Below are 2,765 nucleotides of genomic sequence, written 5' to 3' on the forward strand. Positions count from 1 at the left end.
TCCTTCATAATAAATTGGAATTTAAAATTTTTACATTCAAGTCTGTATTTTTCCAAAGTTTCTTCACCACAACTAGCTGTTCCTAATCCATATTGTTCGTAATCTATATTTAAATTTAAATCTTCTGTTTCTATTAATTCTTCTCTGTGTTTTGCTTTTTCAATATTCATTACATCATAAGGACTTACTGAAAAATTAATAAGTCTATCTACTGAATCAAATCTTAATATAGAGTTACTAGATTTTAATTCAAACCATCTAACTTTTGATCTATTTCCACTTTCTTGCGGATATATATATGGTGTCATCATTTTATCTATTTCTAATTCATATACTCCCAGTTTTTTACCTGAACATGAATCAATGTATGTTTCTTCTTCACCTAAACCATACCATCTAACTTTACTATATTTTTTATCAATTTTCATTTTTATACCCAGTCTAGGTACTGTATTAGGTTTATTTCCAAAAACCTTTCCAAATACTTGTACTAATATATCTTTATTATCAGTATAACTTAATTTATATTCTAAATCATAACCCCAATCAAGTGAAGTAGCTACATATTTTTGTTTTATAATTCTTTTATTTTCAGATATTTTATCACTTAATCTAATACATTCCATCAAATCTACTCTTTTTTCTTTCCATTTTTTATATACTGAAACACCTAATCTATCATTATCAGTACTTGCACGCCATATATTAAAATCAATATTAATATCTTCCAACTTTAACTTATTTATACTATTTAATTTGATATATTCCCCTTTTAAAACTTCTTGATAAAAAGCAATTTCTTTATTATCTTTTTTTATAATAATCATTAGTACATTTTCATTTATACTTCTTTCATATTTTAAATTAACTGCCTTAGTTTCATGTGGTCTAATAGATACATTAAAATGATTTTCATATATTATTTTTTCTTCTTCATATACTCTAACTTCAAAATCTAGACTATCAGTATTTAAAAAATCATATCTATTTTCAATATAATATTTATTATTTTTTTTGTATATTTTTATAGGTTCTAATGCTTTTTTATATTCACTTAATGCTGGACTTGGTGTTCTATCTGGAAAAACTACACCATCAACAACGAAATTTCCATCATTCACTTCTTGTCCAAAATCACTACCATACATATATTTACCATCAATTAATATTGCATGATCACACCATTCCCATATAAAAGCCCCTTGTAATCTTTTAGATGAATATATTACATCCCAAACATCTTTTACAGCACCTGGACCATTTCCCATTGCATGTAAATGCTCACATAATATGTATGGCTTTTTAAATTTGGTTATTTTAGCAATTTTTTCTAATTCTTTTATTGGTGTATACATACCTGAATGCACATCAGAAGATATTGGATCTTCGGTTGGAATAAATTGATTTTCTTTATTAGTCTCCGCAATTTCTCTTGTTTCACCTTCATAATGTATTAATCTACTATCATCTCTTTTTTTAGCATATTCTGCCATTTTGGCATGATTTATACCGTAGCCTGATTCATTTCCTAATGACCAAAAAATTATACTCGGATGATTTTTATCACGCTCAACCATTCTTATCATTCTATCTAAAAAAGCTTTTTCCCATTTTGGGTCATTATTAAGACTATTTCTTTGATTTATTATATCTAAACCATGTGTTTCTAAATCTGCCTCATTTATTACATAAAAACCGTATTTATCACATAGTTCATAAAAGCGTGGATCATTTGGGTAGTGTGAAGTTCTAATTGCATTAATATTGTTTTCTTTAAATATTTCCAAATCTTTTACCATATCGTCTATACTTAGTGTTCTACCTGTTACAGCATTAAATTCATGTCTATTTACACCTTTGAATTTAACATATTGTCCATTTATTAGAACTACGCTATCTTTTAATTCTACTCTTCTAAATCCGATTTTTTGTTCTATTATTTCAATTATATTATCATTTTTATCTAATATTTCTAATTTAAAATCATATAAGTTAGGAATTTCAGCTGACCATTTCAAACAATTCTCAACTATTATTTTTTCTCTAAAATATTTACTATTTATTTCATATTTATACTTTTTATCACCCAAATAGATATTTATATTTTTTACTTTTTCATAAAATTTTAATTCCAAATCCAATATTCCATGATTATATGTATCATCTAAAGTAGTTTTTGTAAATATATCTTCTGTTATATAATTAGAAGCTATATATACATTTCTATATATACCACTTAACCACCACATATCTTGATCTTCTAAGTAACTAAATACATTCCATTTATATACAACCACTTTTATATTGTTTTCACCAATCACTAAAAAATTCGTTATATCGAATTCACTTGTTTCACGACTTCCCTGACTATATCCAACTAATTTATTATTAATATATACATGAAAACTACTATCTACTCCTAAAAATACTAAAGTTTCTCTTTTATTTATTTTGTTTATTATAAAGGTTCTTTCATATATTCCAGTCGGATTATTTTGTGGAATTATAGGTGGTAAACAAGGAAATGGGTACTGAACATTTGTATACCATGGTTTGTCAAAACCATGTAATTGCCAACATGAAGGAACTTGAATTTTAGTTTTTTTATTTTCATATTCAAAATCCCATATTCCATTTAAATTTATATAACCTTTTAAATTTTTATTCATATCTTTTGTAAAAAAATATGAACGAGGTTTTAAAACATTTTTCCCTAAAATATTTATATTTTCATAATCTTTCATTTTTATCCTTTCAATACTTTT

1 protein-coding gene is annotated in these 2,765 nt (G+C 25.1%); it reads right to left on the bottom strand.

Features of this window, described 5'->3' with window-relative positions; translation table 11 throughout:
• Positions 1–2,744 (bottom strand): glycoside hydrolase family 2 (locus AWT72_RS08365; RefSeq protein ID WP_067143543.1); only part of this gene is annotated, 2,744 nt, incomplete at its 3' end.
• Positions 2,745–2,765: the final 21 nt, after the last annotated feature.

Origin of the sequence: Oceanivirga salmonicida, assembly GCF_001517915.1 — a bacterium.
Classification (GTDB): Bacteria; Fusobacteriota; Fusobacteriia; order Fusobacteriales; family Leptotrichiaceae; genus Oceanivirga; species Oceanivirga salmonicida.